Source organism: Deinococcus metalli, from assembly GCF_014201805.1.
GTDB lineage: Bacteria > Deinococcota > Deinococci > Deinococcales > Deinococcaceae > Deinococcus > Deinococcus metalli.
The window spans coordinates 1-26342 of record NZ_JACHFK010000018.1 but is presented as its reverse complement, the minus strand read 5'-3'; the positions used below and the strand labels follow the sequence as shown (position 1 = coordinate 26342).

Genomic DNA, 26342 nt, shown 5'->3' with positions numbered 1-26342 from the left:
GAACATGCTGCCGATCGACTGACCGAGTACGCCACCGTGAACGGCTGGCCGGCACTGTCCAGTCGCCCTGAGCCCTGCGAGCACGACGCCCGTGACCGCCCGCCTGTGGGCATCTGAGCCCCGTCAGGCCAGTCCACCGGGCACTGAACGGCCCGATTCCGCGCCGGTTTGGCCACGACGCCACGGCGTGCCCAGTCCCCGGGATTCCTCGAGCGCGCCCAGCCCGCCCCGTACCCCTGGAGGCCTCACTGCCCCTCGATCGGACGGCGCCCACCGCACCCACCTCTGGCGTCCCCACGTGATTGAACGGATCCAGCACACTTCCGTAACCACCACAGGGGCACGCCCGACGTTGCATGCTGGCCATCGGGCGCGCCCCCCTGCGCGATCACGCGCGTTGTCCTCGCAGGCTGTCACTGATCCGAGTCGGCTCCGAAGACGTGACCTGGTGCAGCGAGCGAGCCGCAGCGCGGCGCTGCGCTCGCGATCTCAGGGGCGTTTCAGCGTCGCCAGATCCTGCACGAGCACCTCGAGCGCGTGGATCACCGGCGTCAGCACCACGTCCGCGATCAGCACGGGGCGCACCCGCGCCGGTTGCCGCACGAGGGGTGCGAGGCACCGCACGACGCTCCTCAGCTCCCAGATCAGCGACCTCACCAGGGTGGGGTGGTCAAGGTAAATCCCTGCGTGGTAGTGGATCGCGGTGGCGAGCGCGCGCTCCTGGACGGCCACCACCGCGCACAGCGCGTCGTCGTTCCAGCTCAGCACCTCCCGCATCTCGGGATAGACCACGGCGATGTAGCCGCGGCTGATCAGCGGGTTCTCCAGACAGAGCATGGTGGCCACGTCACCGGCAACGCACGCCGCATAGTCGGTCGCGACGGCCGCCGGAGTCTCTCCCTCGCGCAGCCGCTCGGCCAGCGCGGGCACGACGATGGTGCGCAGCCACGCCGCGCGGTCGAGGGGGCGGGCCGGCAGCATGGTCGGCAGGGGCTCGAGGTTGTCCAGGGCGTGCAGCAGACCCGGCACGGGGCACAGGCCCTGCGCCATCTGCGCCACGAGCCGAACACGAATGAGATCAAGGGAGGTCACCGTCATGCCCCAGATCCTGGCACCCACCCCTTCGCTGACGTCGACGGATCCGCGCCGCGGGACACATCACAGTTGCGGTCATGCCCTCACGGATCTCGCCACGCTGACTGCCATCGACTCGTGCGCGAAGCCAACGGTCTCCCCCAGCGGGATGAACGCGGCCAGCTGACGTGGCCCGCCCAGCACTGGCCACCCGAGGCCGACTGAGGTTCCAGGTCGACGGCCGGTTTGATCGACCCCCCCCCCTGCCAGGCTATGGGGATGCGACCCTCGCTGCCCAGCCCCCTCCACCTCCCGACCGCCCTGCCGGCCGCCCTGACGCTGACCCGGCACCTGCGCCGCGCCATGACTCCGTATGCGCTGTATCGCCAGCTCATCATCGACATGCACGGCGTCCAGGTGCTGTCCGGGGACGACGAGGCCGACCCTACCGCGACGCTGCTCGTGACGCACAACCTGGGCGATTTCATGACCGACGCCGCCCTGGAGGGCGTGCTGACGACGCACGGGCCCCAGATCAAGGCACTGCAGCTGCTCAGCCGGTGGAGCACGGGCGAGCTCGCGCGGTTCGCCCAGGTGACCAGCCTGCAGGTGGAACAGGCGCTGCTGGTCACCGAACTCGACCCGGCCAAGCACATCCAGCCCTGGACGGCGCCCGAGCTGTTCTCCGGCCTGGCGTGGCGGCTCGCCCGCATGACCGACGTGGAGGCGCACGCGGCCATCAATGAGCTCCTCGGGCCGGAGGGCACCTTCGAGTGGGGCGGGTTCCAGCACTACTGCGGCGGCGACGGGGTGCAACGGTTCGTGGCCGCCGTGCGCGCCGGTCAGTGGCCAACCGAGCGCACCTACACCGGGCAGACCTGCGTGCTCCCCACCAAGGACGTCGGTACCCACCGGGTGGAGGATCGCGACGACTTTTACGAGCAGTTCCAGGCGGTCGCGGAGCTGATGTTCCCGGGCCTCGAGGTGCGGGTTGCCGATTCTGGGGTGACGACCTGCGTGCACCCGACGGTGATCACGGAGACCCTCAGCCGCCAGGCCTGGAACGTGCGTCAGCAGCTCAACCACCGCAATCGCCTCACCACTCAGCTGGCGGCCCTGCGGCAGCAGGAACACGATCTGGTGCTGGCGCCGACCGGTGGGTTCGGCCGGCCCTGACCGCCCCGGGCGTGGTCAGGACGTCCTGACCACGCCCACTCATCGTCGAGTCCGCCGCCTCACCACACCACACTCAGGCCCACTCGCCGCCCACGAGGTATCCATGACGATCCTTCCCACCCCGCCGAACCACATGGCTCCCCTGTCGGCTTCACCCGCGGCCCTGGCCACCACCGGCTCCGAGGTGGCCCTATTCACCGCCCTGGATGCACACGGGTTTTGGCTGACCGGCCCCACCATCAGTCTCCGTGGTGAATCGGGCTCGGTCTATCTCAGCTCGGCACACCACCCGATGTGGGAACGCCGGCGGCCCACACACAGGTGGACTGCCGTGGACACCGGTACCGTGCTCGACGGCTCGCAGGGGCCGGTGGTGGTGATCGTGCGACAGACCACCGGCAGAACGCGGGTGAACCGTTCCCGCGGCCGGCCGAGCCGGGCGGCCGTGCTGGCCGAGGCGACGGCGACCACCGACCGGCTGCTCGCGGCGCTGGCACACGCGCGTATCCCCACGCTCGTGGATCACCAGCACGGCACCATGCTGCGGCACCGTATCCCCGACGTGCCCTACGGCCTGCGGACGCTCATGAACGACCTGGGAAAGCCCCACAGCGCCCAGGTGCAGCTGGCCCCGGTGCTGAGCGCCTGGTTGGCCGGTGGCCAGCTTGATGCCCATGATCCGGACCTCGTGGCCGCGTGCAGCCATGCGGACGTCCAGCTGTACTGGCTGGAACAGGTGGATCACCTCGTCCGGTACCAGGAGCAGCTCACGGACGCGGATCTGGGCCGGCTCGCGCTCGTGGGGGCAAACGACAATCCCGCGGCCGGCGACCTGGTGACGGCGGATCTCCGTACGCTGCCGGGGGATCGGCTGTGCCGGGTGGGTCAGTACGTTGAGGCCCGCTGTGCGCAGGTCTCGGCGCGGCGGCCGTGGTACCAGACCTTCTGAGCTCGACGGGTTCACTCCGCGCGCCGGCAGCTGGGCCGGCGCGCGGCTCATTTCTTCAGACCTCCCCCGAATCACCCGGTCATGCGGGCCAGCCAGACCACAGTCCCTGCCGGCGGCGCCACGCGCGGTATTCAGGAGGCTGTGGGCAGCCGACTCGCCATGGCCGCCCCAGCGTGAGCCGGGTCTCGAGACCATCGGGGTCGACGCTCGCCAGCAGCCGATCCCCGAGTCCAGCCAGCACCGCGGGCCCAACACCCTGCCGGCGCAGGCTGGACTCGGGGTGTCCCGCGAGCAACGCCAGGGCGCGCACGAAGGCGATGTGGCGCTCGGGGAGCGGGCGTGCGGCCCAGCCCCAGGGCGGCCAGCGTCATGTGGCGCAGCACGCAGGAACCCGGCTCCCCGCCGGACTGTGTGAGGAAGGGATTGCGGCAATCCACGCATAGGCGCAGGGGCTCGTGGACGGGCGCATGCAGTACCGCGAGTTCAACGGCCAGGAGTTCCGCTTGCGGTTGGTCACGCACAGTGACCGCCTGCACCAGAGTGCGACCCGGCATGACGGCCGCGATCATGGCCACGCTGGTATACGGCTGCATGGACGCGTCCGTGTCCACCACGCCTTTGGGCGGCTTGCGGGACTGGGATGCTGTGGGAGGTGGCTTCAGCCGCTGAACCCTCAGCGCCCGCCCTATGCCTTCACCTCGCCGGGATACCGGTCACCCTGAATCTGCACAGCCGCCGCTGCCCGCTCAATGTCAGTCAGGTCTGCCGCCGTCAGATCCACGCTCACGGCCCCCAGATTCTCCTCCAGGCGGTGGCGCTTCGTCGTTCCCGGAATCGGCACGATCCACGGCCGCTTGGCCAGCAACCACGCCAGTGCAATCTGGGCCAGGCTCGCATTCTTACGCTCCGCAATCTCCCGCAGGAGCGCCACCAGTTCCAGGTTGGCCTTGATGGCTTCCGGGGCGAAGCGCGGCAGCGTACTGCGGTTGTCATCCGCCCCAAACGCACTGGTTTCCGTGATGCTGCCCGTCAGGAAGCCCCGCCCGAGGGGACTGTACGGCACCAGGCCGATCCCCAGCTCATCCAGCGCCTGCATCACCCCGTTGTGCTCAATCTCGCGCCACCAGATGGAGTATTCACTTTGCAGGGCCGTCACTGGCTGCACCGCGTGGGCACGCCGGATGATGTCCGCCCCCGCCTCGGACAGCCCGAAGTGCCTGACCTTCCCCTCCTGGATCAGATCCTTCACGGTGCCGGCCACGTCCTCGATGGGCACGGTGGGGTCGACGCGGTGCTGGTAGTACAGGTCGATGTGATCCGTGCGGAGGCGCTGAAGAGAACCCTCGATGACCTGCCGGATGTGCTCGGGACGGCTGTTCAGGCCCACGTGGTTGCCTTCCGCGTCGTACTCGTTGGCGAACTTGGTGGCGATGACCACCTGATCCCGGTAGGGGGCGAGCGCTTCACCCACCAGGGCTTCGTTGGTGTAGGGGCCGTAGGCTTCCGCAGTATCAAAAAAGGTCACGCCCAGTTCGACGGCGGTGCGGAGGAACTGGATGGCCTCCCCTTCGGGGAGGGTGGTGCCCCGGTGGTAGTTCAGGCCCATGCACCCAAGACCGAGGGCGGACACGTCCAGGTGATCCTGACCAAGTGTGCGGTGCTGCATGCTTCATCTCCTGTGCCCTGGGAAGCTCCTGCGCGGGCACGTCGCTGGGTGGTGTCCTACGAGCTTACCGGGTGGTGGGGGAGCTCAGGCCGCCAGGAGGTGGCGCAGCACGAGACGCATGGGGTTGAGGTGGTGCGGGGGGCGGCGCGGCAGTCTACTCGGCCTGCTGGGGGCCGCCCTGCCCATGACCGCGTGCCCGGCTTCTCCGCGGCGCTGCTTCCCTGCATGGCCCACCACGCGTGGCAAGGGCTCGGAAGCGGGTTCCCGCAGTGTGCACCTGCCCTGTCAGGAACGCTACTCCTCCCACCCCAGCTCCTGGTGCAGCGCGCGCAGGCGGGCGATGTAGACCCCCAGGGCGACGTGATCCTCACGGGTCATGGCTGGACGTTCGGCCAGCAGCTCAGCGGCCACCCGCGCGGCCTCGACGGCCGTGGGCGTAGGCGGCAGGGGTTCCTGATAGGGCGCTGGGGGCGGCTGCGGCGTCCACGCGCTGGGTGTGATCACCACGTCGGCCGCCATCAGGCCCAGGGCCACCAATTCCCTGCGTCGGGCCTGCCACAGCGCATGTGCGGCCACCCCGCCCGCTGCCAGGGCCATCAGGAGTTCGTGTTCCAGGATGGTGCGCTGCACTCGCGCGTTGTGAAGCTCCAGGGCGCGTACCCGCTGCACGGCCTCAAGCTGCGCCGCCTCCGGGCTGCCCCGCCGAATCCGGTCACGGCCCATCAGGCGGGCGTGACGGTCAGGATCCGCGGCTGCCAGCTGGTCAGGGCGGCGGTGCGGGCCTGGGCCGGCGGGGCGTCCAGCCAGGCCACGATGTCCTTGCTCAGCAACAGCGCTGGCATGCGGTCGTGCACGTCCACCAGATCCGGCGTGGGTGGACGCGTGATGATCGTGCAGCTCTCCAGTAGTCCGTCCGGCGTCACCGTGCGGTTCCACAGCCCCGCCACCAGCAGCGGCTTGCCGTCCTTGCGCCCTTGCGCTTGTACTCCATGGCGAAGTGGCCGCGCTTGAACACGTCCGCGAAGCCGCTGTCGTCCGTGCCGACCTTCTGCACGTGCTTCTCAAAGGCGTAGTCCTGCCCGGTGGTGTCGCTGCTGGGCGTGGGCTGACCGACCAGGGCACACAGGTCACGGAAGTGCTCCTGGTAGGCGGCCCGTTCCGTCACTTTCGGGGCCAGCTCCCGCCACTTGGCGGCGAATTCGGCGGGGTTCACTCCGGCAGTATGGCGCACCACGCGCCCCGGTCAGGGCGCACATGTCGCGCTGGCACGCAGATTCTGGGCAGGCTGAGGGCGCCCGTGCCGTGTCCCTGAGGAGGGTCAGCTCACCGTGCGGGATGGGCAGATCGGGGTGACCGGCTTGCCGGTGTGTCCAGCGGTGCGCGCTGGTGACCTGCCGTATTCCCCGACCTCGACGCAGGCGTCCAGAGCGCACCCCCTGTTGAGCGGTTATGACGGAGTCTTTCGGCGGTACACAACGGAGGTGGGGTGACGGGTGCTACGGGGCCTTCGGCTTCGCCGCTGAGGGAGGGGACGCAGGCTCTCGGTCGAACAGCCCGATCATGGCGCCCGCGACTGCAAAGACGATGCCCGTGGTGACGGCGACCCCAGACCAGGGCAGGAAGAGCTTGAAGCACGCCAGGCCGACGCTCACACACCACAGGGCGAAAAGGATGTTGAAGATCCAACGGCGTGCGGTAAAGCCCATAGGGAACCTCTACTTCGTCTTGACAGGGCGTTTGATGGTCTCGACCACGTGGGTCTGTGGCCTGCTGGTCGCAATCTTCACCGTGGTGAAGCGGCCAGTGCCGGCGTTCCGTCCAATTTTCTGGTTCACATTTGTCACCTCCTTCTGTCCCTCACGGTACCACCTGATATGACAATTGTAAACAGTAAAGCGGCTATACTATGGTCAAGGAGTGAACATATGTCAACCCGAATCAGGGAGCTCCGTGAGCGCTCGAACCTGAACCAGGACGCCCTCGGCGAGCGGCTCGGCGTCACCCGTCAGACCATCGCCGCCTGGGAAAAGGGCCAGCGCGATCCAACGATGACCCAGCTCACCGCCCTCGCTGCCGCCCTCGGCGTGCCCCTCGACCTCCTGCTCCGACAGCCTGAAACCTCCCCCGGCGCCGAGCGGCCCACCCTGCTGTACCGCGCCGACAAGCGCAGCGCCCTGAGCGACCTCGACGAGGCGCTCATGATCCGCAAGGCCCAGGACTACGCCCTGGTCGAGCGCGTCACCGGCACGCTTCCCCTGCTGCCCGAATCCCGCCCCATGACCGGCTTCGACCCCGAGCAGGTCGAGCGCGTCGCCGAGGAGACCCGGGACTGGCTGGGCGTGGAGCACGCGCCCCTCGGGGACGCCATCGCGCTCGTGGAGCGGCGGGGCCTCAAGGTCATCCGGGGCCGCTGGCCAGCCAGTGTCTTCGGCTTCTCGGCCTACACCGAGGACTGGGGTGGGTTGATTTTCGTGAACACCCACCAGGAAGAGCACCAGCTGCCCTATGAGCGCCAGGCGTTCACCGTCATGCACGAACTGGCGCACCTGATCTTCCACCGCCGGGAATACAGGGAACCCACCACGCCGGAGGGCAAGAAGGATCCACGTGAGGACGTGGCCAACCACTTTGCACGCGCTGTGCTCTTGCCAGCCACCGCGCTGCGCGCCGACCTCCGGGGGTACCGCGGACGCTGGTTGCCCGAGCCGCTGCTGATCGACCTCAAACTCCGGTACGGCGCCAGCGTGCAGACCATCCTGTACCGGGCCAGGGATCTGGGCATGATCACGGATCGCCAGTTCGGGATGCAGCTTGGCCAGCTCCGCAAGCGCTACCCCGACAACTTCGCAGAGCCCCCGGAACCCAAGTGCCCGGCATCCCAGGCGCGCCCCCGGCTGGAACTGCTGGTATTCACCGCACTGGTCAACGAGCAGCTGGGCGAGAGCAGAGCGGCGGAGATCCTCGGGTGGCCACTGCAGGCGGTGCGCAAGGAACTGGAATTGTGGCTGCCTGAGGACGACGCCGCTTGATCCTGCTGTCCGACGCCAATGTCCTCATGGATCTCGGCTACGTCGGCGGCCTGCGTCTCCTCCCGTTGCTCGGCCGCTGCGAGGTGCTCACCACGGTACTGCTGGAGTGCATGCACGAACTCCAACCGGGACTGATGCAGCAGATCCTCGCGGCCGGCATTGTCCCAGTTGAAGTGGAACAGCCACTGGTGGAGAGCGCCGTGAATCATCCCAACGAGATCCTGAGTCTGAGTGACCGGCAGTGTCTGATCTATGCCCAGCAGGCGGGACGGATTCTGCTCACCGGCGACCGCTTCCTGCGGGCCGAAGCAGAGGGACTCGGCGTAACCTGCCACGGCTCAGTGTGGCTGGTCGAACAGGCTTGGCGACTCGGGGGATTCAGCCGTGGGGAGCTGTGCGGCTGGCTCAGCACGTGGCCTCTGCAGAAGCGGCGTCTGCCCAGGGCAGAGTTGCAACGTCTGAAACACCTGATCGGCTGTCCCTGAGCCCACCTCTCCCCTCTTTGATCACCACGCTCCGCTGCCGGGGAGGCACCTCTTTGGGTGGCGACTCAGGCAGCGCTTCCGAGAACTTTGGCGAAGTGTCGCTTGAGAGCCGGGCGAACCGTGGTCTGCAGGTTTCTGACCCTCTGGGAAGTCGGTCAAGGCTCAGCTCCGAGACAAGCTAAGGCTCTTACTGAAATACTGAAGTCAGCCTTTGCTTATTGCAGTAAGCACTGCGTTGCGAACCTGCGGATCTGAGTGCAGGATCGCCAGCAGAGCGCGCATGACCTCGCTGGCGTCCGCATCCGCCTCAAGCGCGAAGCGTTTCAAATCTTTATGCACCTCGGGATTGAGATCAAGGGTGAACCGCACGCGCCGGGCCCGCGGGACGGCTGGCGCCGGCGAGGTGGGGGGCATGTCGACGCTGGGTTCATCCGGCGCCGAAGTGGTGCTCGCTGGCTTCTCGCGGCTGGCGGCCGCCTTCATGCGGCTGAGGACGTCGCTGGGCTTGCTCTTCGTCATGCGCGCACCTTCCCGTGCAGATCTGCGAGCACATCGGCGTACTCTCCGAGATCTTCTGTAAGCGGCAGTCCAAACGCGTTCGCATACGCCTCGCGGAGGGACACCTCGGCGTCCAGAACATTCATCCCCAGCTCGGTCAACACCTCGCGGGCCGCGCGGCTGCTGCGGGTACCGCGGCGAACCCGGGTGAGCAGACAGACGATCTGCGGAGTATGCAGGCCCTCGAGGTCGGCCAGCATCTCGAGGGTGGGGCGCAGCCGGTCAAGATCCATCAGGCTGGGCGGGATGGGAATCAACACAATCTCGGCAGCGAGCATGGCCGAGCGCGTGATGGCCAGTTCACCTGGCGGCGTATCGATCACCACGTGGAGGAATCCGTCGGCGAGCTGCGGCACCCTTCGGCTCAAATCCTTGACCGGCGCGGACACCACCGGTAGTGGAAAGGAGCCTGCAGTCTCGCTCCACGACAGTGCGGACCCCTGGGGGTCGGCGTCGATCAGCAGGGTACGACCCTCGATCGCGAGTGCATTGGCCAGGTAAACCGCTGTCGTGGTCTTGCCGGCCCCACCCTTGAGGTTGGCCACGGCCAGTCTCATGACCGTGCGCCCGGGAATGGATCGGGCTGGCGACGTGACGTCAGCTGGCGTTGTGAAGGGATGGAGATGAGAACCACCGTGGGGGCCATGGCCACATTCTAGTCTACTGATCGGAGCAAGACAGCAACGCAGTATTGCAGTATTGAGCCGATCCACCACGCCGCCCCGCAGGGCTGCGCCGCGATGACAGTTGCAACACCAACCTGGATGCGCCCTGAATTCATGTGTGGGTTCAGGGCGCTGCTGCACAGCGAACCCCGCACCTATGCTCGGCCTCGCTGGCGTTGAACCATGTGGACGAACCAGGCAGCACCATTAAGCAAGGGTTGGATACAGTAATAGAGTAGATACTGAATGCAGTATCGCAGTAAATTCCCGAACTGGGTGGCACCCTACGCCGGCTGTTGCAGACGCTTTCTCAGGGCGTCGAGATGCTCCTGGATGCGCAGGTCGGCCATGGCCGCAGCAGCCTGATCCCGCTCGTCGAGCGCCAGAAGTACGCCCGTGCGGCAGCGTTCTTCAAAGACCTCCATCAGATCCTTGCCCAATGGCTTGAGGAGCAGCCTGAGCGAGGGGCGCACCTCGTCGTACTGCTGTGAGGGGCTCAGGGCGGCCACGCGCGACCGTTCACGCAGGGTTTCCTGATCGGCCAGTTCCTCAGCCCTCTGGAGGGCTTCCACAGCCCGCACGGCCGTAACGGATGGCCGCGCCGTACCAAGATGTTCTGGGAGGACGTACTTCCCGTCGTTCCGGAGGAAGTCGACGACCAGTCCCGCAGGATTTTTGACCCCCCCCTCGCGCTGGCGGTGTCGGACGAACGCGACGGCGATCTCGACCCTGTCACCGTGATCGCCGACCAGTGACGCGGCTGCGGTTCGCCCTACCCCCGCGCCGATCAGGAGGTCGACAAGCGCGGGGTCAGGCGCACCAGCCTCGGCAAAGTGGTACCGGATCGTCTGCGCTGTCCCACGACCGGTGATGACCACGTCGGCCAGGTAGCCGATCGACCTGAGCTCGTCGTGGGCCGGCGCGAGGGCTCGGCGGACGAGTTCTGGACGCTCGGTCTGAATACCGCAGGCCAGTCGCCAGTCGACCAGGGTGACCTCCAGCGTCATCCGGCGTTCACCGCTGAAGTCCACCCGGTGGGCCTCCAGCAGCCGGTAGAGGGCCCGCGCCGGGGGTTGCTCGAGCTGCACCAGCAGGCGCCCGTCGAGCACCTGCACATGCCGCTCGCGGATGCTCTGGGCGAGCTGCTCCCCGAGCTTGATGCTGAGGGTCGCCGAAGGATCCAGGCCGGGCAGCTGCTCGAGTTCGCTGTCCATCTCGTGGTACCGAATACGCTCGATGTACCGCAGCGTGTCCGAACTCCACACGCGGCGTCCCCTCACCGGGTCATGCCAGCCCTCACCCACCAGGAAACCCGTGCTCCACAACCTTTTCAGACTATCTCGAAGCCGGCCATACGTGCGGCCATTGTCTGGCAGTCCAGCCGCGCCGCGAAGCTCGTAGGCAGTGGTGTGCAGCCAGTCGTGCTCTGGGCAGCCGTTACGAACGAACAAGGTCTGGGCGGCCAAAATGATGTCGGTATCGATACCGTGCGGGCGTCCGTAGGGCGCCGCGCACTCGACGCGGTAGGGGCGACCGTCGATCTCAAACTCGGCCGTCCAGGTGCGAACCTCATCATTGACCCGGGACTGGATGCTGATGATGCCGAGGCGAGCGATGTTTCGCTCGTCCCGGCGCTCAGTGGTTTTGATGGGTTCGTCAGTCATCCAGGTTCCTGTTGTTGTTCTTGAGATTGATAGTAAAAGATAAAAGCAACAACAGGGGAGTACGCCTTGTGCGTTCTGGCCGCAGTTTTCTGGTCTGAATCACGCAAAGGTGTCGGGGATTTTGCCATGAATCACGCAAAGGTGTCGGTAGTTCTGGGCGTGAATCACGCAAAGGTGTCGTGGGGTTGATGGGCGTACGGTTCAAGGCGCATAAAGCCTAACCTGACCGCTGTTTTCTGCCCAACCACGCAAAAGTGTCGGGCCTGGGGACGCAGCGATCACGCAAAGGTGTCGGTAGTCTTCGGCGCAAACCACGCAAAGGTGTCGGTAGTCGGATCTGTCGGGATCAACTGCCAGATAACGTGCTCTGGAACGCTGAATCGTGATGATGCGTGGGTTGGATGATCCAACGATCACGCAAAGGTGTCGGTACCTGGTAGTGCGGTCAGGGCGACCTCCAAGTAGCATCGAAACCCACTGCAGTCAGTATTTAATGAGTTACTGCATTAAGCAAGTCCTGTATTACGTGTGCATGCCGCGACCCGAGTCGGACGACCTGCCGATGTAGAGTCCGGTATCAGAAACAGCATTTAAGACTGGATATGAGAAATCGGTCGGCACGGGTCTGTCATTGATTCGTTTGCGAATCCCTTGGCTGCCGGAGCTGGAGTTGAAGGCTGTCGTGAGGCGATCCAGCAACAGCCAGGGCAAATAGGGGAGAGCCGCAGACGACACGAAGGTCGGCGCGTTGTGGTTCGTTCCCAGTCTCAGGGTGCTGTCCGGTCATGAAGCGAGTCGAGAACGGAATCCGTTGCGTCAACGTCATATCCAAACTACGATCTCTTGCCCCAACCATTCAATCGATCATGATCTTCGGGGCAACCATTTCGTCCTTGAGGGTTGAAGATGACGGGCCAGAGCGCCCACACGCCGCATTCCGCCATCTGGGCGAGGAGTTCTACCGGGCCGACACCCACTGGAACCGGACTGGGCCTGAGTGTCGTCAAGCACGTCGTGCAGACTCACGGCGGCCAGGCCACTTTTACTCCGGCCTCGCCTCACGGCCGGCGCGTGACGCTTCATGATCAGGCCGACGACGCCTCAGCGCCGGCCTGAAGGTCACATGACGCTGGCCGGGCTGGCGTCAACCGGCCAGCAGCGTGTTCAGGCCAGGCCCTTGAGCATCAGATTCCAGTACAGGAACGGCAGGCCGTGCCGTTTGAGCAGGTACATGTCGTACCGCTCCTTGGCCTGATCAAAGGGGAACGACGGCGTGGCCTCGTTCTTGTAGTTGAATTCGGCCAGGATCAGTTTGCCGCGCCCGGTCACCAGCGGGCACGACCCGTAGCCGTCGTATGCCCCGGTCATGGTTAGGTGCTGGCGCGCCGCGAGCAGGTTGGTCACGACGGTGGGGGCCTGCTTGCGGATGGCCGCGCCGGTCTTGGCGTTCGGCGTGCCAATCACGTCGCCCAGACCGAAAACGTTGGGGTGCGTGGTGCTCTGGAGGGTCGTGTGGTCGACCGCCATCCAGCCCTTGAGAGGGCCTTCCTGGAGGGCCAGCGGGCTCTCCTGCACGAAGGCCGGAGCGCTCATGGGGGGCACCACGTGCAGCAGGTCGTACTTGACGACGACTTCTTCCAGACCAGCGTCGGTCGTCTTGCAGAACACCGCCTCGCGCGACTCGGGGCGGATCTCGTGCAGATCATGCTTGAATTTGTAGTCCAAGTCTTTGCGGTCGGCGACTTTCTGGAGCGCGTCGGCGTACACCTTCACACCGAAGATGACGCCGCCACCGGTGTAGAAGCTGACCTGACTGTTATGCTTTATGCCCTGCTGGACGAAGGTTTCCTCGGCCAGGAACATGATCTTCTGTGGCGCGCCGCCGCACTTGATGGGCGTGGCGGGCGCGGTGAAGATGGCGTGGCCGCCCTGGAAGGTACGAATCATCTCCCAGGTCTTCTCGGCCTGCTGGTAGTCGTAGATAGAGCACACGCCGTTCTTCCCGAGCGTTTCTTTCAGGCCTTTGACCTTCTCCCAGTCGATCCGCAGCCCTGGCGCGACGACGAGTTGCTCGTATTCGACACGCTGGCCGCTGGACAGGACGACGGCGTTTGCATCCGGCTCGATTCGCTCGACGCGGTCACGGATCCAGGTCACGCCACGCGGCATAACACTGGATTCCAGTCGGACGCTGGCTTCCTTGGGTACGATGCCGGCCCCGACCAGCGTCCAGTACGGCTGGTAGTAGTGCACTTCGCTGGGTTCGATGACCGCCACACTCAGCGAGGGATCGCGGCGGCGCAGGCGGGCCGCTACGGAGATGCCCGCCGAACCGCCGCCGATAATCAGGATCTGGTGCCGCATATATACCTCCAGGGGATATCTGGAAGTGTCGCCGCCAGTTTGCCCAAATGCAAATCGCATAAAAGAATAGGATTTATAGGAGTGGCTGATATCATTGGAGAAAGGCTGATAGGCTGCGTCCGTGCGCATCAATCCGGAGTACCTGGTGACCTTCAACGTGGTGGCCGAACTGGGGAGTGTCAGCAAGGCGGCCGAGTACCTCAACCTCAGCCAGCCGGCCGTGAGCGGTCAGCTCCGGGCGTTACACACCCTGATCGGCGAGCCGCTGTACATTCGTCACGCGCGCGGCATCACCCTCACCCCCGCCGGCTTCGACCTGCTGCCGCATGCCCAGACCCTCGCGCGCACCATGAAGCGCGTCTCCGAACTGGCGCACGACAAGCGCCACCGGCTCAAAACGCAGGTACAACTGGGGGTGTCCTGGACGCTGGCGCCCCGGGCCGTGCACCTCGCCGCCGCCTTCCAGCGGGGCACGCCCACCGTCACCATTCAGGCCGCGCACACCCCGGAACTGATCGCGCGGGTGGGCCGCGGCGAACTCGACGCGGCCCTCACCGTGGACGCCAGTCAGGTGCTGCCTGAGGGCCTGGAGGCGCGCCGTTTTTCGAGCGAAGACCTGCGGCTCATCGTGCCCCCAGGGCACGTCCTGAACGGGCAGGGATACGCGCCGTTACACGCGCTGGCTGGTGAGGTATTGCTGCTCCCGATGGTTGAGTCCAGCGTCCGCAAACGCGCCGCGAAGTTGCTGGATCACGCCGGCGTGTCGCCCTGGGCACAGCTCGAGCTGGGGTCTTTCCTGGCCGTCAAGGACGCTCTGGTGCGCGGCGTCGGCGTCGCCATCTTGCCGCGCAGTCTGGTCGACGCTGAGGTGGATCACGGGCTGCTGGCCAGCGTCGGCCTGGAGTCCCCGGAGGTCACTCTGGGGTACCACGCCGTGAGCGCGCCGCTCGCCCTGCTCCCGACCACCGTGCGCGAGGTGCTTGACCAGCTGACCCGCTAGCCTCCGGCACCATAGCGGAGGCAGAACGCTGCATTTTACCCTCTACCAGAGCCGACGCATTGCATTCAGGCGCAATAGGTGAGAAGCGGAGGACACGTTCGTCAAGTATCTGACGCTTAGCGCAACGCCCGGATTCCCTCCGCTCCGACGCCCTGAACCACGATGACCTGCAACTCCACGCGCTTGCTGTTCGGTGATCGACAGAAGGTAGTAAGGCCGTTGTGTATCCAACAGCCAGACACGCCTGTAGGCAGGCCCGAACCGTCTTCAGGTTCCGCCTGGCCCAGCATCCGTGGCGTTCTGCGCGGTGTGCTGCAACAGGTGCAGGAACGCCCGAGCGGCGCGGGACTGCTGCTCTGGCGGGGGTGTGACCTGCGTCAGCGGCCGGCGCAGTCCGGGGAGCTGCACGGGCACCTGCGTGAGAATCCCTGCTCGCAGTTCACGCCGCACCCGCAGATCAGACAGGAAGGCCATTCCCAGGCCACCGATCACCGCTTCCTTGACGGCCTCCGTGCCGGGGAGTTCCAGGAGCGTGATCGTTGACAGACCGGCCCGGGCCAGCGCGAGTTCGGCCACCTCCCGCGTGCCGGATCCGCGTTCCCGCCACACCAGTGGCAGGGCCGTCAGGTCGCTTCCAGCACGCGCCAGTGGATGGTCTGGAGACGTGACCAGCACCAGGTGATCCTCAGCGAAGACCTCGGCCTGCAGATCAGGGCCGAGGGGGCCTGGCGAGCCCTCGATCAGTGCGAGCTCGACCTGACCACCGTGCAGTGCGGTCATGACCTCGCTGGTGTTGCCCTGGCGCACCTGAATGGCCACTGCCGGGTACTGCGCGTGAAAGAGGGCGAGTACGGCCGGCACGATGGCTGCCGCGATGGTGCTGCTCGCGGCCACGCTGAGTGTGCCAGACGCCAGACCGCGTAGATCACGCACGTAGCCCTGGGCACCGTCCAGCGCGCGGGTGAGCGCCAGCGCATGGGGAAGCAGGCCTTCCCCCGCTGTGTTCAGGGTCACGCCAGAGCGGTGTCGGGTGAACAGCGGCTCTCCAACCGCGTGCGTGAGCAGCTTCATCTGGCTGGACACCGCGGGTTGCGTCAGGTTCAGGGTCTCTGCCGCCCCGCTCAAGCTGCCGTGCCGTACCACCTGAACGAACGTGAGGAGATGCTCGGGGTTCAGGGACATGCTCGTGATATACACCAAATTTGGGTCGCTGCTATGAGATGCTATTTGAGTTTATAGCTTGGCATCCCTACCCTGTGGGTATGACCATTACGCACCCGCTGAACCGGCTGGCGGCCCCCACGGAGGCCATCCGGGGCTTCACGCCCAACTGGTTTACCGCCTGTATGGGCACCGGCATCCTGTCACTGATGCTGCCCAAACTGCCCCTCCCAGGGACAGCAGCCATCGGCGAGGTGTTGTGGGCGCTGAATATGGCGCTGTTCGCGCTGTTCACCCTGCTCTCGCTGGCCCGCATCGTGATGTACCCGGCCGACAGCCGGGCCACACTCCACCACCCGGTGCAGAGCATGTTCCTGGGAGCCGTCCCGATGGGACTGGCCACCATCGTGAACGGCCTGATCACCTTCGGTGTGCCGCACTGGGGGCTGGACGCGGCGCGGCTGGCCCGCGACCTCTGGGCCTTCGACGCGCTGCTCTCGGCCGCCGTCGGCCTGCTGGTGCCCTACCTGATGTTCACCCGTCAGGATCACGCGCTGGAGAAGATGACGGCGGTGTGGCTGCTTCCCGTGGTGGCCTCGGAGGTGGCGGCTGCCAGCGCCGGACTGATCGCGCCGCACCTGGATGTCGCGGGCGCTGGAACGCTCGTGTACTCCGGCTACGTGCTGTTTGCCCTCTCGGTCCCGCTGGCCCTGATGATCATCACGATCCTCGTGCTGCGCCTCGCGCAACACAACCTCCCGGGCGCCGAGCTGGGCGTGAGCATGTTCCTGCCGCTGGGGCCGCTGGGCACGGGCGCACTGGCGCTGCTGCAACTCGGGGAGGCCGCTCCACGTGTGCTCCAGGCCCAGGGGCTGAGCGCGCTGGCCCCGGTTGCCGTGGGCGTGGGCCTGGTCGGCGGCGTGATGCTCTGGGGGTTCGGGGCGTGGTGGCTCGCCCTGGCGACCCTGACCACCCTGCGGTTCCTCAAGGGCGGCCTACCCTTCAACCTGGGCTGGTGGGGCCTGACCTTCCCGCTCGGTGTGTACACGGCCGCCACCTTCGGGCTCGCTGCCCTGACCCACCTGGGCTTCTTCACCACCTTGGGACACGTGCTGGTCGTCATCCTGGCGGCTCTCTGGATCCTGGTCACGGCCCGCACGACTCACGGCGCATGGCACGGTCACCTGTTCCAGAGCCCACCCCTGTCGAAGGAAACCGGCCTGCCCCGTCCTTGAGCACCTTGGCGTCCATGCCAGTGCATCTCGCGCTTTCCCCGCTCTCAATCTTCTGGAGGCCACATGAACGACGACACCGACCTACACCCTACGCTCTCGCGCCGCTCGGCCCTGGCCCTGCTGGGCGGAGCGGGGGCCACCCTCGCCCTGGGCCGCAGCGCCCTGGCCCAGCGCAGCGTACCCACCAGCGCTGCCCCGATCTTCAGCGGCCCCGGCCCCCTGAGCACCTGGAACGGCCTGGGGCCGTTGATCACCCTGCCGCAGAAGGTGCCGCTGATCCGACTGGTCGACCGGCCACCGCTCTACGAGACACCCCGCGCCTACTTCGCCAGCGCCTTCACGCCGACCGCCGCGTTCTTCATCCGTTCCAACCTCTCGATCTTCCCAGCCAGCATCGACCTGAGCACCTGGCGGCTAAAACTGGAGGGCCACGTGGATCGAAGCGTGGACTTCAGTCTGGCTCAGCTGCTGAGCGAGTTCGAGCCGGTCACCGTGAACGCCGTGATGCAGTGCACCGGGAACAGCCGCGCCCGGTTTCAGCCGCGCCGTCCCGGCGGACAGTGGGGGAATGGGGCGATGGGCTGCGCCACCTGGACGGGGGTGCGGCTGCGCGACCTGCTGGGGAAGGCCGGTGTGAAGGCGGGCAGCGTGCAGGTGCAGTTCCAGGGCCTGGATCGGGGGGCGGGCGCACCCGGCAGCGGCGGCGCGGAGTACAAGAAGAGCCTGAACCTGGACGACCCAGTGCTTGACCGGTGTGTTGTCGCGTATGCCATGAACGGTCAGCCCCTGCCCCTGGTCAACGGCTTCCCGGTGCGGCTGGTCGTGCCCGGGTACTTTGCCACCTACTGGCTGAAGACCTTGAGCTTCATTCGGCTGCTGACCGAGAAGGACAGCAACTTCTGGATGGCGACCGCTTACCTCCAGCCCGACAATCTCCGGGGGACAACCACGCCGCAGGCGGTCAAAGACAAGACGGTGACGTTCCGGCCCGTGGGCAGCATGCCGGTGCGGTCGTTCATCGTGACGCCCGATGAGACCGTGAAGGTGCCCGCTGGGCTGCCGATGACCGTGTCTGGCCTGGCATTGAGCGGGCGCGGCGCGGTGACGAAGGTCGAGGTGTCGACGGACGACGGCAAGACGTGGAAGGAAGCGAACCTGGGTGAAGACCACGGTGAATACGCGTTCCGGCCCTGGAGCTTCGCCTGGACGCCAAAAAACGCCGGAACCTACACCCTGGCGGTGCGGGCGACGGACGCCAGCGGTGCCACGCAGACGGACGACGCCATCTGGAATCCATCCGGGTACCTGTGGAACACCACCGAGCGCCAGACGGTCACCGTCGGCCGTGCCGGGTAAGGAACAGCATGAAATCACCGGTACTGAAGGCCCTGCTCATCCCGCTGGGGGCGCTCGCCATCGCCGCGCCCTTGTTCGCACTCACTATCAGGCCAGACGCAAACCCAGCCAGCCACTCTGGAGGTACCTCGACCACCGCAGCGCCAGGGAGCGGCACGTCAGGTGCCGTCATGACAGCGTCCCAGAATGGGCAGGCGACCACCATGCCAGCTACCACCGTTGCCCAGTACGTCGATCAGCGACGCGGCGTGATTGATCAAGTGGCCAGGACGCCTTACACCACCGATGCCAACTACGCCATTGGCACCATCCCGCAGGACACACCGCCGCTCATTCCCGGCCAGGACGTGGAACTGGTGCAGACGAACTGCAGCGTCTGCCACGCCACCACCTTCATTTCGTCTCAGCCGCCTCTGCCGGGGAGCACGTGGCACGACGAGGTGTACAAGATGAAGGAGAAGTACGGTGCGACCTTCATCAGCGACGAGACTGCCGGGAAGATCATCGCCTACCTGAGCGCCCACTACACACCGGAAACGCGCATAACAGAACCAACCCAGGCGGCGGAACAGCCATGACCGAACCGCGGCACAGTCCCACCGACTTCCTGCACTCTGGAAGGAGGTTGCCCACATGACCGACATCACCCCTCACCGCCCCCGGATGCTGGCCTCGTTCGCCAACCACCTGATCGCCGTGCTGGATGACCTCGACCACGCGCAGGCGGCCCTGCACGCCCTGCTGGAGCGGGAGCACCTGGATGAGCACGACCTGGAACTCCTGATCGGCGAAACTGGTGAGGCGCGACTCGACTTCAGCGGGGAGCGGCACGGCCTGCTCGCCCGCTTGCGCCGTAGCGTCCAGAAGCTCACGGACGAGTACGAGCACGCCCGGCTCTACGAGCTGGAATTGTCCAGTGGACACGTCCTGCTGGTGGTTCACGTGCATCACGAAGCGCAGGCGCGGCGCATGTGTCACCTGCTGCGCAGGTACGGCGGCCATTTCATTCACTACTACGGGCCGCTGCTCACTGAGTCGTTCTGCCCGGATCCGGAAGAGTGAAGGGAGCGCCGCATGTCTCCTTCCTCTACAGCACGCGTGATGATCCTGGCCCGCCAGACCCTGCTGCGCCAGGGGTTGCGGCGCGCCCTGTCGTCTGCGGGCTTCCAGGTGGTCGCCGACGTGGCAGATGGCCCGGCAGGCGTGCGGTACGCGGCGAACCTGCGCCCTGACGTGATCCTGCTGGATCCTGGCGGCGTGGCCGGGCCGGAACCGTCCCTCTTGGGTGCCCTCCTGAGCGCCGCGCCGCGCAGCCGGGTCATCGCGCTCACGGACGATCTGGGAGCCGCGCCGGGGCGGTATCAAGTGTGCCTGCCCAAGACGGCCGACCTGCGGGCGCTCGCCACCTTGATCCGGGCTGTGCATCGGGGAGACTTCTCTCCGGCAGGTCCCCCGGCCCCTCTGCCGCCCACCTGTACCGCTCCCGCGCTGGGCGAGGGAGACCGCGCCCTGCTGACGCTGCTTGCCGGTGGCCTGAGCAACCGACAGATCGCCGCGCAACTGCACGTCTCGGAGAAGACGGTGCGTAATCAGCTCACCAGAACCTTTGGTCGCCTGCGCGTGCACAACCGTACGCAGGCGGCGGTCTATGCCCTGCGGGCAGGTCTGGTTTATCCGTAGGAGCCGCAATAGCTTGGCCCCTTGGCGACCATCTTGTCTTCGTCCATCAGTTCTGATAACTGCGTGAAATATCCGGCCACTCAGCGCGGCGCGACCATCTGGCTCACGGTCGTTAGAGTGACTCCACGCTCCCGCGCCACACGCAGGAACTCACGCAGCACGTCGATGGCCTCAGGCGCATTGTCGTGGAGCAGCACAATGCCGCCAGGTCGGAGATGAGACACCAGGCGCGACTCGATCACGGCGTCACCCGGGTTGTCGAAGTCTCCCGGATCATCTGTCCAGAAGGTCGTGGTCAGCCCCTCCTGACGGGCCACCTGAAGGGTCAGGGATGAGTAATCGCCCCCGGGCGGCCGGAAATAGCGTACGGCCTGCCCGGTCACAGCCGAGATGGCGGCGTTGGCCTGCGCGAGTTCAGCCTGGACTTGCGCTGGACTCAACCCGGGCAACCGAACGTGATGGTAGGTGTGGTTGCCGACCTCATGGCCTTGCTCGACCATATCGCGCACGAAGTACGGGTACGCGACCGCGTTGCGCCCGATCACGAACAGGGTCGCCCTCACATCTGCACGGCGCAGCAGGTCCAGCAGCAGGGGCTCGTACAGGGGATGGGGCGCGTCGTCGAAGGTCAGTGCCGCCACGCGCCGATCCGTCGGCCCCCGGAAGAGCAGACCGTCGCGCTCGCCCCCGCGGGACTGGGACACGCTTTGCGTCAGGCGCTGGCGAAGTCGGTCGGCGGAACTGCCGAAGAATGTCAGGGCGTCCTCGCGCACCCGTGCAATCACCGTTGGGGACGTGGTGGCGGGCGCGCCGCCCTCATACGCCCGGTCGTACGTACCCTGACCCTGCACGTAGGCCTGGAACTCGGCCAGTCGTGCGCGCGGCACAGACGCAGTGAAGAGCGGCAGCGGACCACCAAAACCCCCATACGAGTCCCGGTCATACACACTCACGTCGACTTCGTTCAGTTCAGGCCGGGCAGTCAGGGCTCGGCTGGCCACGTCCAGCGCCACTTGGCGGCGACGGGCGAGTCCCTGCTCGCCTGACGGAAGGAGCACGATGCCGTGCGCGACCTCAATGAATCCATTCCCCCGGTAGTCCAGCCGCTCAAGCTCGGGAAGCGCTGGCGTCAGGGTCAGTTGCGGCAGCGCCTCTGCCTGGCGTGCGCCGGGCGCCACCGGCTGAACTTCGCCCGGCACACTGCCGCTGTTCGCTGGGGGCGTCTGCACCTTAGGCACCGGCGCCGTACCTGTCTGCGCACCGGCAGTGGAGACGAGAAGGAGCGTGGTGAGCAGAAGGGATCGCACGACTCGACAGTAGGGAGCTCCCACCGGCTTGGGATGAGCCCGGGCCGCACGCCGCGTTTAGGGAGCGGCGCCGACGAAGGGCACCGTAAAATGGAGTGTCATCTGCTTTTCCCGTCGCTTACAGTGGGCCCGATGACCCGACTGTCCGCTCGCCACCGCCCCCGCCTCTGGATCGTCCTCGTGGTGCTGGGCCTGCTGGCGCTGGCCGTGTGGATCAACTCGCCGGTCGTGGGCCGCCTCTTTGACCGCAGCGGCGAGCGGGTCGCCGCCCTGCCGGCCGCCGCGCCGTTCCGCGCCGGGCAGCGCGTGCTGATGCTCTCGCCCCACCCCGACGACGAGACGCTGTGCTGTGCGGGCCTGCTCCAGCAGGCCCAGGCCGCCGGCGCGCAGGTGTCCATCGCGTGGATGACGGCCGGCGACGGCTTCGAGTTCGACGCTGCCCTGACCGAGCGCACCCTGAAGCCCGGTCCGCAGAACATGCGCGCCCTGGGCAACACCCGCGTGGGCGAGGCCCGCCGGGCCGCCGCCGTACTGGGGGTGCCGGCGCAGCGCACCTACATGCTGGGCTACCCGGACGGCGGGCTGTTCCGGCTGTTCACCACCAACTTCACCCAGCCCTACACCGCGCCACGCACCCGCGCCGACGCGGTGTACGTGACGGGCGCCCTGACGCCCGGCGCGCCCTTTACCGGTGAGGCGCTGGAGGCCGATATCACGCGGGTGCTGGACAGGGTGCAGCCTGACTTGGTGTTGGCCCCCGCCCCGCAGGATTTCCACACCGATCACCACACCCTGTCGTACATCGCCCTGCAACTCATGAGCCGGCGCGGGCAGGCGGACCGGCTGCACTTCTGGGTGGTGCACGGCGGGCTGGAATGGCCGGTGCCCAAGGGCCTGCATGCCGAGCTGCCGCTGACGGTGCCGCCGCTGGCGACCCGGCTGCCGTGGACGCGGGTGGACCTGACAGACGAGCAGCGTGAGCACAAGCTGGAGGCGGTGCGGGCGTACCGCACCCAGACCCAGATCGAGCCGCGCTTCATGGAGGCCTTCGTGCGGGCCAACGAACTCCTCAGCCCCCAGCCGCTGCCCGAGTCCGGCTCGGGCGTGGCCGCCAGCGGGGAATAAGAACTGCTATGCTCAATGACCAGGTGATGGCATGCACCTCGAACCGCCCAGCGTCCAGCTGATTATGCCTACTTCTTTCTCAGGACGCCGGGAGTTCGCATGCCAATCTGGATTGGAATTGCACTCGGCGGCGCACTCGGCGCCCTGGCCCGCTACGCACTCAATACCCTGGTGCAAAGCCGACTTGCCCAGGGAAGCTGGGCAGCCTTCCCGCTCGGCACACTGCTGATCAACGTCGTCGGTAGTTTCTTACTGGGTCTGACCATCGCGCTGAATGCCCGAGGGCTGATCAGTCCGGAGCTGCGGCTGGCGTTCGGTACGGGTTTTGTCGGAGCATTCACGACGTTCAGCACGTTCGAATGGGAAAGTGACCTGCTCTTGCGAAGCGGAGAGGGCGTTCGCAGCGCGCTGTACATCTTCGGGAATCTCCTCATGGGCTACGCCGCCGTGCTGTTTGGCCGCTGGATTGCGGGGCGGATCGGAGGCCTGGGATGACCTGGCTGGACGCAGTGCTGCTCAAGGTCTATCTTGGCGCCACCGATCATATTCACGGCGAAAGCGCCTCTGACTGGCTGCTTCAGCGCGCGAAAGCGGCGGGGCTGCGCGGAGCCACGGTCACCCAGGGCAGCCTCGGCTTCGGCCCTGACGGCGTTCTGCGCCGGGCCGCGCTGTTCCACTTCGCCCAGAACCTGCCGGTCATTGTTGAACTGGTTGACGAGGCCGCCGCCATCGACTCTTTCCTGAGTGGGGTCACGCCGGAGCTCCCCGCGTCCACGCTGATCACCACGCAACATGTACAAACGCTTCAGAGAACGCCGTGACGGCGACGTTGGCCGTGCTGCGTATCTATCTTCTCGTCGGCGACCGGATGGAGGGCCGGCCAGCCTCTGAGACGATTCTCGAGGTGGCCCGCACACTGAATGCGTTGCGGGCCAGCTCGCGTCCGGGGATCGCCGGCTTCGGACGCCATGGCGTGGTGGTGGATCTGCTGCTGCTGGAGGTCAAACCGGACCGGATGCCCGTGACCGTTCAGGTGCTGGCGCCGCTGACCACCCTGCAGGCGCTATTGAGCAACCTGCAGGCACGTGGTCTACCTGACCGTGAGGTGGTGCTTGAGCGGCCAGTCGAGGTGTCCTCAGCCACACCCTGAACCCCGGTCCGGCGGTGGATGGTCTGCCGCTTACGTCCTCCGATCCTTCTTCGTTTCGTCAGGAGTCCGCTGATCCGTATGTTCCCCAATGCCATCACGTCACGCCTTCCCACACTGCTGCTGGCCCTGCTGCTCGTCCTGTTGCCCCTGGCCATCTTCGCGAAGACAGCGCAGGAAGTGTGGTCCGAGGGCGGCTTCAGTTTCGATGTCCCCACCCTCCTGTTCATCCACCGCTTCGCCACCCCCGCCCTGGACAGGGTGATGGTGTTCATCACGACCGTTGCTGGGCTGTCCAGCCTGCCGTTCATCACACTGGCCGTGTGTACGCTGTTCTGGTTCCGTCGTCACCACCGCTGGGCCGTTTTCATCCTGCTGGCCGTTGCGGGCTCCGGCGCCCTCATGCTGACCATCAAGGTTCTGTTCCGCCGCGTCCGGCCACACCTGTGGATCTCGCCGGCCCCAGAGACGGACTACGGTTTCCCGAGTGGGCATTCCATCACCACCATCAGCTTTTTTCTGGCCCTGGTGCTGCTGGCCTGGCCCACCCGCTACCGCTAGCCAGCGGTGGTCGTGGGCAGCGTCTGCACCCTGCTGGTCGGCCTCTCCAGGATGTACTTGGGCGTGCACTACCCGTCGGACGTGGTGGCGGCGTGGGCTGTGGGCGTGCTCTGGACGACTGCAGCGTTCCAGATTCTGTTCCGCCGCCATCCACTGAACCAACTCGAGAAGCGTCGTGCTGCTGAGCGCCACTGATCTGCGGCGAACCGTCGCTGATCGCGTCGTCTGGTCAGGCGTGGAGCTCACCGTCAACCCGGGCGACCGGGTCGCGGTCACTGGACCTTCCGGGAGCGGGAAGACCCTGCTGCTGCGGACCCTGGCCGGTCTCGACCCGCTGGAGACGGGCGAGATCACGCTGGCCGGACGGCCGCAGGCGCAGTGGGCGATGCCAGCATACCGGTCACAGGTGATGTACCTTCCCCAACGCCCATTCGTCGGCACGGGAACAGTGCTGGATGAACTGAAGCGGCCCTTCCAGTTCAAGGTTCACGCTGCGCGGCGCTTTGAACAGGACGCTGCGGCGCGCTGGCTGACTGCGTTACACCGACCCGACCTCCTGCAGCTGAATGCCTCCACCCTCTCGGGTGGGGAGGGGCAGGTGCTTGCCCTCGTCCGGGCGCTGCTCCTCAACCCGGCGCTGCTGTTGCTGGACGAAGCCACCGCGTCGCTCGATCCCGAAACCACCCACGCTGCCGAAGCGCTCCTGGCACAGTGGCTCATTGACGGGCCGGAACGGGCAGTGATCTGGGTGACCCACGATCCCGTCCAGCGGGCACGGGTGGCGACCCGTTTGCTGCCGGTGGTGCCAGGATGAGCGTTCCGATCAGCCCGCTGCAGCTCCTCCTGGCAACGCTCCTGATGCTGATCAGCGTCATCCTGTCGTGGCGGCTGCGGCTGGGTCTGGAGCGCGATATCATCATGGCCAGCCTCCGCATGACCGTGCAGCTGCTGCTTGTCGGGCTGATCCTCGGTTGGGTGTTCGCCCTTGAGCACCCGGTCCCGGTCATCGGAATCGGGTTGATCATGACAGTGCTGGCTGGACACGCCGCCGTCAGCCGCTCCCCCAGGCGCTACCCAGGCGTGTACCTCGACAGCTTTCTGGCCGTGTTCGGAAGTTCATTCCTGCTGACGGGTCTGACGCTGTCCGGGATCCTCCAGATTCATCCGTGGTTCACGGCCCAGTACGCCGTGCCCATCCTCGGCATGGTGCTGGGCAACACCTTGACCGGCGTGTCCCTCTCCCTTGACCGTTTTACATCCGACGTCATCACGCACCGGGGCGAGATCGAAGGCCTGCTGGCCATGGGCGCGTCACGGGCAGAGGCCGCGCACCGCGCCATCACGGCGGCTGTCCGGACAGGCATGGTGCCCGTGCTCAACAGCATGGCCGTCATGGGACTGGTCAGCCTGCCGGGCATGATGACCGGACAAATCCTCGCAGGGGCGGCTCCCAGCACCGCCGTGCGCTACCAGATCGTGATCATGTTCGTCTTATCGGCCAGCTCAGCTCTCGGCAGTCTGGCAGTGACCCACCTGGCCTTCCGGTCCCTCTTCGATCATCGGGACCGACTCCGCACCGAACGCCTCACGGACACGGTCCGGCGGCCCTAGCGTGAACCGTCAGGCGCCAGGCGCACACCCGTTCAGGGTGATCCCAATCATCCATCTGTCCCTGTGGCGTCACCACAGTTCGCGCTCCCAGCCGGATACAGCAGTTGCTGGTGTGGCCGACCAGGTCAGAGGGTGCTGACTCCATTCATCTCAGCAGAGCACCGCAATGACCCTGCCCGTGGTCTGACAGCCCTGAAATACGCTTGTCGGGCCGCGCGACTCGCCCCATAGGTTAGGGCACAGCACTAATCCCTACGTTCGGATTTGGCCAGCATCCCGTACGGGCCGGAGATCCGCGCGCTGGTCAGGATACGGCCACCACCGCAAGATGGCCCTTGGGCACCTCCGCCGTCGGTGTTCCCTGGGTACACACCAGCGCGCGTCCATCCGGACTCCAGGCCGGAAAGCTATGCGGTGCGCCAGAAGTGACCTGTTGCCGTTCGGAACCATCCGGGCGCATCACCCACACCTGCGCCTGGCCCCCCCGGGCCGAGGTGAACGCGATCCACCGGCCGTCCGGCGACGGGAA

The 26342-nt window shown here is 66.4% G+C and carries 29 protein-coding genes, 2 pseudogenes and 1 riboswitch; of the genes and pseudogenes, 19 read left to right on the top strand and 12 right to left on the bottom strand.

Annotation, left to right across the window (positions count from 1 at the left end; translation table 11 throughout):
• Nucleotides 1-489: 489 nt before the first annotated feature.
• On the bottom strand, nucleotides 490-1098 hold the full coding sequence (locus HNQ07_RS22225) for a hypothetical protein (RefSeq protein WP_184115913.1): 609 nt from the start codon (nucleotides 1096-1098) through the stop codon (nucleotides 490-492).
• A 255-nt stretch (nucleotides 1099-1353) separates the two neighbouring features.
• Between HNQ07_RS22225 and HNQ07_RS22220 the strand changes: the two genes are divergently transcribed.
• Both HNQ07_RS22220 and HNQ07_RS22215 read left to right on the top strand, forming a co-directional pair.
• A complete protein-coding gene (locus HNQ07_RS22220; RefSeq protein ID WP_184115911.1) occupies nucleotides 1354-2250 on the top strand; it encodes a hypothetical protein in 897 nt (298 codons plus the stop codon).
• A 331-nt stretch (nucleotides 2251-2581) separates the two neighbouring features.
• On the top strand, nucleotides 2582-3199 hold the full coding sequence (locus tag HNQ07_RS22215; protein WP_184115909.1) for a hypothetical protein: 618 nt from the start codon (nucleotides 2582-2584) through the stop codon (nucleotides 3197-3199).
• Between the two features lie 685 nt (nucleotides 3200-3884).
• Here the strand turns inward: HNQ07_RS22215 and HNQ07_RS22210 are convergent.
• From HNQ07_RS22210 to HNQ07_RS22195, 4 genes are all read right to left on the bottom strand, one after another.
• Nucleotides 3885-4865 carry an aldo/keto reductase gene (locus HNQ07_RS22210; RefSeq protein WP_184115907.1) on the bottom strand — a complete coding sequence of 327 codons (981 nt, stop codon included), beginning with the start codon at nucleotides 4863-4865 and terminating at the stop codon, nucleotides 3885-3887.
• A 294-nt stretch (nucleotides 4866-5159) separates the two neighbouring features.
• Nucleotides 5160-5588: a hypothetical protein gene (locus HNQ07_RS22205; RefSeq protein ID WP_184115905.1), complete on the bottom strand. Its 429-nt coding sequence runs from the start codon at nucleotides 5586-5588 to the stop codon at nucleotides 5160-5162.
• On the bottom strand, nucleotides 5588-5812 hold the full coding sequence (locus tag HNQ07_RS22200) for an SOS response-associated peptidase family protein (RefSeq protein ID WP_184115903.1): 225 nt from the start codon (nucleotides 5810-5812) through the stop codon (nucleotides 5588-5590). The genes HNQ07_RS22205 and HNQ07_RS22200 overlap by 1 nt, the downstream gene beginning before the upstream one ends.
• Complete coding sequence (locus tag HNQ07_RS22195; protein WP_184115901.1) at nucleotides 5785-6078, bottom strand: type IIL restriction-modification enzyme MmeI; 294 nt, start codon at nucleotides 6076-6078, stop codon at nucleotides 5785-5787. Before HNQ07_RS22195 ends, HNQ07_RS22200 begins: the two co-directional genes overlap by 28 nt.
• A 236-nt stretch (nucleotides 6079-6314) precedes the next feature.
• Here HNQ07_RS22195 and HNQ07_RS22190 point away from each other — a divergent pair, with 236 nt between their 5' ends.
• The 3 genes from HNQ07_RS22190 to HNQ07_RS22180 are packed head-to-tail and all read left to right on the top strand — an operon-like array spanning nucleotide 6315 to nucleotide 8379.
• The gene (locus HNQ07_RS22190) at nucleotides 6315-6743 is read left to right on the top strand and encodes a hypothetical protein (RefSeq protein ID WP_184115899.1); all 429 of its coding nucleotides are present in this window, start codon (nucleotides 6315-6317) and stop codon (nucleotides 6741-6743) included.
• A 47-nt stretch (nucleotides 6744-6790) separates the two neighbouring features.
• Entirely contained in the window at nucleotides 6791-7894 is a 1104-nt protein-coding gene (gene relB / locus HNQ07_RS22185) for a type II toxin-antitoxin system RelB family anti-toxin (protein ID WP_184115897.1), read from the top strand.
• The gene (locus tag HNQ07_RS22180) at nucleotides 7891-8379 is read left to right on the top strand and encodes a PIN domain-containing protein (protein ID WP_184115895.1); all 489 of its coding nucleotides are present in this window, start codon (nucleotides 7891-7893) and stop codon (nucleotides 8377-8379) included. The genes relB and HNQ07_RS22180 overlap by 4 nt, the downstream gene beginning before the upstream one ends.
• 204 nt (nucleotides 8380-8583) lie before the next feature.
• Here the strand turns inward: HNQ07_RS22180 and HNQ07_RS22175 are convergent, their stop codons facing one another.
• From HNQ07_RS22175 to HNQ07_RS22165, 3 genes are all read right to left on the bottom strand, one after another.
• Entirely contained in the window at nucleotides 8584-8898 is a 315-nt protein-coding gene (locus tag HNQ07_RS22175) for a hypothetical protein (protein WP_184115892.1), read from the bottom strand.
• Nucleotides 8895-9482, bottom strand: a complete 588-nt coding sequence (locus HNQ07_RS22170) for an AAA family ATPase (RefSeq protein WP_184115890.1) — start codon at nucleotides 9480-9482, stop codon at nucleotides 8895-8897. The genes HNQ07_RS22175 and HNQ07_RS22170 overlap by 4 nt, the downstream gene beginning before the upstream one ends.
• A gap of 404 nt (nucleotides 9483-9886) precedes the next feature.
• Complete coding sequence (locus HNQ07_RS22165; protein WP_184115888.1) at nucleotides 9887-11266, bottom strand: replication initiator protein A; 1380 nt, start codon at nucleotides 11264-11266, stop codon at nucleotides 9887-9889.
• A gap of 906 nt (nucleotides 11267-12172) precedes the next feature.
• Here HNQ07_RS22165 and HNQ07_RS22160 point away from each other — a divergent pair.
• A complete protein-coding gene (locus HNQ07_RS22160) occupies nucleotides 12173-12382 on the top strand; it encodes an ATP-binding protein (protein WP_184115886.1) in 210 nt (69 codons plus the stop codon).
• Nucleotides 12383-12430: 48 nt separating this feature from the next.
• On the opposite strand, the gene HNQ07_RS22155 is transcribed toward HNQ07_RS22160, so the two are convergent.
• Nucleotides 12431-13630 carry an NAD(P)/FAD-dependent oxidoreductase gene (locus HNQ07_RS22155; protein WP_184115884.1) on the bottom strand — a complete coding sequence of 400 codons (1200 nt, stop codon included), beginning with the start codon at nucleotides 13628-13630 and terminating at the stop codon, nucleotides 12431-12433.
• A 121-nt stretch (nucleotides 13631-13751) separates the two neighbouring features.
• Here HNQ07_RS22155 and HNQ07_RS22150 point away from each other — a divergent pair, with 121 nt between their 5' ends.
• Nucleotides 13752-14630 (top strand): LysR family transcriptional regulator, encoded by an 879-nt coding sequence (locus HNQ07_RS22150; RefSeq protein WP_184115882.1) that lies wholly within the window; start codon nucleotides 13752-13754, stop codon nucleotides 14628-14630.
• A 267-nt stretch (nucleotides 14631-14897) separates the two neighbouring features.
• On the opposite strand, the gene HNQ07_RS22145 is transcribed toward HNQ07_RS22150, so the two are convergent.
• A complete protein-coding gene (locus HNQ07_RS22145; RefSeq protein WP_184115881.1) occupies nucleotides 14898-15812 on the bottom strand; it encodes a LysR substrate-binding domain-containing protein in 915 nt (304 codons plus the stop codon).
• An 80-nt stretch (nucleotides 15813-15892) separates the two neighbouring features.
• On the opposite strand from HNQ07_RS22145, the gene HNQ07_RS22140 reads away from it, so the two are divergent.
• The 5 genes from HNQ07_RS22140 (at nucleotide 15893) to HNQ07_RS22120 (ending at nucleotide 20062) form a co-directional block, all read left to right on the top strand.
• The gene (locus HNQ07_RS22140) at nucleotides 15893-17026 is read left to right on the top strand and encodes a TDT family transporter (RefSeq protein WP_184115880.1); all 1134 of its coding nucleotides are present in this window, start codon (nucleotides 15893-15895) and stop codon (nucleotides 17024-17026) included.
• Between the two features lie 63 nt (nucleotides 17027-17089).
• The gene (locus tag HNQ07_RS22135) at nucleotides 17090-18382 is read left to right on the top strand and encodes a molybdopterin-dependent oxidoreductase (RefSeq protein ID WP_184115879.1); all 1293 of its coding nucleotides are present in this window, start codon (nucleotides 17090-17092) and stop codon (nucleotides 18380-18382) included.
• Nucleotides 18383-18552: 170 nt separating this feature from the next.
• Nucleotides 18553-18960 (top strand): c-type cytochrome, encoded by a 408-nt coding sequence (locus HNQ07_RS22130; RefSeq protein ID WP_229832299.1) that lies wholly within the window; start codon nucleotides 18553-18555, stop codon nucleotides 18958-18960.
• A 55-nt stretch (nucleotides 18961-19015) separates the two neighbouring features.
• Nucleotides 19016-19444 (top strand): hypothetical protein, encoded by a 429-nt coding sequence (locus HNQ07_RS22125; protein ID WP_184115877.1) that lies wholly within the window; start codon nucleotides 19016-19018, stop codon nucleotides 19442-19444.
• 12 nt (nucleotides 19445-19456) lie between these two features.
• Nucleotides 19457-20062 carry a response regulator transcription factor gene (locus HNQ07_RS22120; protein ID WP_184115876.1) on the top strand — a complete coding sequence of 202 codons (606 nt, stop codon included), beginning with the start codon at nucleotides 19457-19459 and terminating at the stop codon, nucleotides 20060-20062.
• 80 nt (nucleotides 20063-20142) lie between these two features.
• Here the strand turns inward: HNQ07_RS22120 and HNQ07_RS22115 are convergent, their stop codons facing one another.
• Entirely contained in the window at nucleotides 20143-21369 is a 1227-nt protein-coding gene (locus tag HNQ07_RS22115; RefSeq protein WP_184115874.1) for a polysaccharide deacetylase family protein, read from the bottom strand.
• 132 nt (nucleotides 21370-21501) lie between these two features.
• Between HNQ07_RS22115 and HNQ07_RS22110 the strand changes: the two genes are divergently transcribed.
• The 7 genes and pseudogenes from HNQ07_RS22110 to HNQ07_RS22075 all read left to right on the top strand — a co-directional run bounded on the left by HNQ07_RS22110 (nucleotide 21502) and on the right by HNQ07_RS22075 (nucleotide 25813).
• The gene (locus HNQ07_RS22110) at nucleotides 21502-22494 is read left to right on the top strand and encodes a PIG-L deacetylase family protein (RefSeq protein ID WP_184115872.1); all 993 of its coding nucleotides are present in this window, start codon (nucleotides 21502-21504) and stop codon (nucleotides 22492-22494) included.
• 13 nt (nucleotides 22495-22507) lie between these two features.
• Nucleotides 22508-22572: riboswitch (Fluoride riboswitch) on the top strand.
• A 21-nt stretch (nucleotides 22573-22593) separates the two neighbouring features.
• A complete protein-coding gene (crcB, locus tag HNQ07_RS22105) occupies nucleotides 22594-22989 on the top strand; it encodes a fluoride efflux transporter CrcB (protein ID WP_184115870.1) in 396 nt (131 codons plus the stop codon).
• Entirely contained in the window at nucleotides 22986-23315 is a 330-nt protein-coding gene (locus tag HNQ07_RS22100; RefSeq protein WP_184115868.1) for a putative PII-like signaling protein, read from the top strand. The genes crcB and HNQ07_RS22100 overlap by 4 nt, the downstream gene beginning before the upstream one ends.
• Entirely contained in the window at nucleotides 23312-23644 is a 333-nt protein-coding gene (locus HNQ07_RS22095) for a DUF190 domain-containing protein (RefSeq protein ID WP_184115866.1), read from the top strand. The genes HNQ07_RS22100 and HNQ07_RS22095 overlap by 4 nt, the downstream gene beginning before the upstream one ends.
• Nucleotides 23645-23662: 18 nt before the next feature.
• Nucleotides 23663-24397, top strand: a pseudogene (locus HNQ07_RS24270) (phosphatase PAP2 family protein).
• Nucleotides 24378-25016, top strand: coding sequence for an ABC transporter ATP-binding protein (locus tag HNQ07_RS22080; RefSeq protein WP_184115861.1), 639 nt, complete (start codon nucleotides 24378-24380; stop codon nucleotides 25014-25016). The pseudogene HNQ07_RS24270 and the gene HNQ07_RS22080 overlap by 20 nt, the downstream one beginning before the upstream one ends.
• Nucleotides 25013-25813, top strand: a complete 801-nt coding sequence (locus tag HNQ07_RS22075) for an ABC transporter permease (RefSeq protein ID WP_184115860.1) — start codon at nucleotides 25013-25015, stop codon at nucleotides 25811-25813. The genes HNQ07_RS22080 and HNQ07_RS22075 overlap by 4 nt, the downstream gene beginning before the upstream one ends.
• A gap of 304 nt (nucleotides 25814-26117) precedes the next feature.
• Here HNQ07_RS22075 and HNQ07_RS22070 read toward each other — a convergent pair.
• Nucleotides 26118-26342, bottom strand: a pseudogene (locus HNQ07_RS22070) (PD40 domain-containing protein); the annotation flags it as partial.

Bases quoted from the DNA above. Each gene is read 5' to 3' on its own strand.
- HNQ07_RS22225 (WP_184115913.1), bottom strand. From the start codon at position 1,098: ATGACGGTGACCTCCCTTGATCTCATTCGTGTTCGGCTCGTGGCGCAG.
- HNQ07_RS22220 (WP_184115911.1), top strand. From the start codon at position 1,354: ATGCGACCCTCGCTGCCCAGCCCCCTCCACCTCCCGACCGCCCTGCCG.
- HNQ07_RS22210 (WP_184115907.1), bottom strand. From the start codon at position 4,865: ATGCAGCACCGCACACTTGGTCAGGATCACCTGGACGTGTCCGCCCTC.
- HNQ07_RS22205 (WP_184115905.1), bottom strand. From the start codon at position 5,588: ATGGGCCGTGACCGGATTCGGCGGGGCAGCCCGGAGGCGGCGCAGCTT.
- HNQ07_RS22190 (WP_184115899.1), top strand. From the start codon at position 6,315: ATGACGGAGTCTTTCGGCGGTACACAACGGAGGTGGGGTGACGGGTGC.
- relB (WP_184115897.1), top strand. From the start codon at position 6,791: ATGTCAACCCGAATCAGGGAGCTCCGTGAGCGCTCGAACCTGAACCAG.
- HNQ07_RS22175 (WP_184115892.1), bottom strand. From the start codon at position 8,898: ATGACGAAGAGCAAGCCCAGCGACGTCCTCAGCCGCATGAAGGCGGCC.
- HNQ07_RS22165 (WP_184115888.1), bottom strand. From the start codon at position 11,266: ATGACTGACGAACCCATCAAAACCACTGAGCGCCGGGACGAGCGAAAC.
- HNQ07_RS22160 (WP_184115886.1), top strand. From the start codon at position 12,173: ATGACGGGCCAGAGCGCCCACACGCCGCATTCCGCCATCTGGGCGAGG.
- HNQ07_RS22155 (WP_184115884.1), bottom strand. From the start codon at position 13,630: ATGCGGCACCAGATCCTGATTATCGGCGGCGGTTCGGCGGGCATCTCC.
- HNQ07_RS22145 (WP_184115881.1), bottom strand. From the start codon at position 15,812: ATGTCCCTGAACCCCGAGCATCTCCTCACGTTCGTTCAGGTGGTACGG.
- HNQ07_RS22140 (WP_184115880.1), top strand. From the start codon at position 15,893: ATGACCATTACGCACCCGCTGAACCGGCTGGCGGCCCCCACGGAGGCC.
- HNQ07_RS22135 (WP_184115879.1), top strand. From the start codon at position 17,090: ATGAACGACGACACCGACCTACACCCTACGCTCTCGCGCCGCTCGGCC.
- HNQ07_RS22130 (WP_229832299.1), top strand. From the start codon at position 18,553: ATGACAGCGTCCCAGAATGGGCAGGCGACCACCATGCCAGCTACCACC.
- HNQ07_RS22125 (WP_184115877.1), top strand. From the start codon at position 19,016: ATGACCGACATCACCCCTCACCGCCCCCGGATGCTGGCCTCGTTCGCC.
- HNQ07_RS22120 (WP_184115876.1), top strand. From the start codon at position 19,457: ATGTCTCCTTCCTCTACAGCACGCGTGATGATCCTGGCCCGCCAGACC.
- HNQ07_RS22110 (WP_184115872.1), top strand. From the start codon at position 21,502: ATGACCCGACTGTCCGCTCGCCACCGCCCCCGCCTCTGGATCGTCCTC.
- crcB (WP_184115870.1), top strand. From the start codon at position 22,594: ATGCCAATCTGGATTGGAATTGCACTCGGCGGCGCACTCGGCGCCCTG.
- HNQ07_RS22100 (WP_184115868.1), top strand. From the start codon at position 22,986: ATGACCTGGCTGGACGCAGTGCTGCTCAAGGTCTATCTTGGCGCCACC.
- HNQ07_RS22075 (WP_184115860.1), top strand. From the start codon at position 25,013: ATGAGCGTTCCGATCAGCCCGCTGCAGCTCCTCCTGGCAACGCTCCTG.